The sequence below is a fragment of the Ornithinibacter sp. genome, from assembly GCF_035443565.1.
Lineage (GTDB): Bacteria > Actinomycetota > Actinomycetes > Actinomycetales > Dermatophilaceae > Fodinibacter.
The window spans coordinates 1-2,273 of sequence record NZ_DAORSO010000254.1 but is presented as its reverse complement, the minus strand read 5'-3'; the positions used below and the strand labels follow the sequence as shown (position 1 = coordinate 2,273).

The window sequence follows — 2,273 nt, the reverse complement described above, 5'->3', positions numbered from 1 at the left end:
AGGGACGTCGCGGGCGCTGCGGAGCCCGCTCGCCCTGCGGACCCGCACCATCTCCTGGACGGCGGTGGTGCTGGTGGCGCTCATCGCGGCCCTCGTCGCAGTCACTGCCGTGGTGTTGGTGGACGCCGATGGCACGCTCGGCAGCGTGCTCGCGGCCCTGCTGGCCGTCGCCGTCATGGTGGGGACCCGCCCCCTCGAGTCGCGGGTGGCCAGGGCGTTGGTCTCGCCTGCTCTGGACCGGTCCTCACTGGACCGTTCGTCACTGGACCCGCCACCGTGGGACCCGCCAGCCTTGGTCCCGCTGGCGCTGGACGGCGCTCTCGACGAGCCCGAGCCTGAGCCCAGCGATGCGATCGACGGGAGGCCGCCGGTCCCGGGCCCATCCGAGTCACAGCCGCTGCCGGTGCTGTCGCCACGGGAGCGCGAGGTGCTCGCCCTGCTCGCCGAGGGACTGTCCAACGCGGGTATCGCGGCCAGACTGGTGCTCTCGGAGCGGACGGTCGACGCGCACCTGCGGTCGGTCTTCAGCAAGCTGGCCCTGCCCGAGTCGCCGCATGACAACCGCCGCGTGCACGCCGTCCTCACGTGGCACGACGCCCATCGGGAGGGGATCCGCGCGAGTTAGGCGGTTTCGCCGATGCCGTGGCGCGGTGCCTTTCCTAGCGTCGAAGGGTCCACCCCCAGCCCGGAGGTTCCCCCGTGACCCGTCGACACCTGATGCTCATCGCGCTCATCTGGCTGCCCTTCCTCATGCTTCCTGCATTCGCCGCCTTCGGCGACACGAGCTATCCGCACATCGCGTTCCACGTCCTGGCCATCCCCATGCTCGTCGGCGCCGCCGTGCTCGTGCGTCGGCTGCTTGCCCAGACCGAGTCCACGGCTCAGCGTCGCATCTGCAAGGCCCTCCTGCTGTTCGTCCCACTCGCCGTGCTCGGGCACCTCGCCGAGCTCGCGACGGCGCTCGCGCGCTTCGCGGACGACGGCTTCGTCAACCGCGACACGGCCGACGTCTGGGTGTCGGGTCCGCACTTCCACGCGGCGAACGTCACGATCCCGTCGATGATGCTGGCCATGGTCACTGTGCTGGTCCTCGCGGTCACGGTGGCTGTGCAGGGCAGGTCCAGGAAGGAATCCAGCCCGTCTGTCGGCACCCGGTTGTAGCGTCCGCTGAAGGCGGGCCCGAGCGGGTCCGATCCAGTTCGACGTCGAAGGAGTCCGTCATGGCGATTGCCCTGAACCCTTACCTGAACTTCCCCGGAACCACGCGCGAGGCGATGACCTTCTACCAGTCCGTGCTCGGCGGTGAGTTGCAGATCTCCACCTTCGGTGACTTCGGTGCGCAGGGGCCCGAGGCGAACGGGGTCATGCACTCGCACCTCGAGACCGAGGCCGGCATGACCTTCATGGCCTCCGACATGCCCCCGGGCCAGGAGGACAGCTACGTAGCTGGCAACACCATCACGATGTCGATCAGCGGCGACGACTCCGAGGCCATGCGCCGCTACTGGGACGGGCTCGCCGAAGGCGGCACCGTGCAGATGCCGTTGGAGCGCCAGATGTGGGGTGACGACTACGGCATGCTCGTCGACAAGTTCGGCGTCGCATGGATGGTCAACATCGCCGGGGAGCAGCAGGGCTGAGCCCGTCACGCGGTGGCTGGAAGGGGGTCCTGAGTCAGTCGAGCCCGGCCACGGCGGCCTCGAGTTCCTCGAGCGCCTCACCGGCGCGTACGGCTAGGCGCTGGAGGTGTGGCAGCGCCTCGCGGTCGCCGATGAAGCCGAGGTCGAGCGTGCCCGCGTACGAGTGCGCGGTGATGTTCAACGCCATCGAGTGGCCCGGGATCGACACGGGGTAGGTCGCCTCGAGTCGGGCACCGCGCAGGTAGAGGTGCTCCTTGGGGCCGGGAACGTTCGAGATGCAGACGTTGAGGGTGTGGGGCACCGGGCCGGGCAGACCGCTCATGGCTTTGGCGACCTGAAGCCCGGCGGGGGCGAGCAGCAGCGCGCTGTAGGCCATGACTGCATCGGCGCTCATGCCGCGCATCCGGGCCTTGGCCGCCCGTGACGATGCCGTGATGGCGCTCAGCCGCTCCAGGGGGTCCTCGATGTCGGTCGCCAGCGAGACCAGGGTTGCGCCGACGGCGTTGCCGCCACCCTCGCTCTCCGGGGGACGGACGTTGACGGGGATGAACGCGATGAGCGGACGCTCCGGCAGTGCCTCGAGGTCGTCGAGCCACCGTCGCAGCCCACCGGCGCAGATCGCCATGAGCACGT

The 2,273-nt window shown here is 69.7% G+C and carries 4 protein-coding genes; 3 read left to right on the top strand and 1 reads right to left on the bottom strand.

Annotation, left to right across the window (positions count from 1 at the left end):
- The 3 genes from PLL68_RS14095 to PLL68_RS14085 form a co-directional block, all read left to right on the top strand.
- A partial coding sequence (locus PLL68_RS14095; RefSeq protein ID WP_324535144.1) for a helix-turn-helix transcriptional regulator occupies positions 1–625 on the top strand: 625 nt, incomplete at its 5' end.
- Positions 626–699: 74 nt separating this feature from the next.
- Positions 700–1,161, top strand: a complete 462-nt coding sequence (locus PLL68_RS14090; protein WP_324535142.1) for a hypothetical protein — start codon at positions 700–702, stop codon at positions 1,159–1,161.
- A 59-nt stretch (positions 1,162–1,220) separates the two neighbouring features.
- Complete coding sequence (locus tag PLL68_RS14085) at positions 1,221–1,640, top strand: VOC family protein (RefSeq protein WP_324535140.1); 420 nt, start codon at positions 1,221–1,223, stop codon at positions 1,638–1,640.
- Between the two features lie 34 nt (positions 1,641–1,674).
- On the opposite strand, the gene PLL68_RS14080 is transcribed toward PLL68_RS14085, so the two are convergent.
- On the bottom strand, positions 1,675–2,273 hold a 599-nt coding region (locus PLL68_RS14080; protein WP_324535138.1), incomplete at its 5' end, for a WS/DGAT domain-containing protein.

Bases quoted from the DNA above. Each gene is read 5' to 3' on its own strand.
- PLL68_RS14085 (WP_324535140.1), top strand. From the start codon at position 1,221: ATGGCGATTGCCCTGAACCCTTACCTGAACTTCCCCGGAACCACGCGC.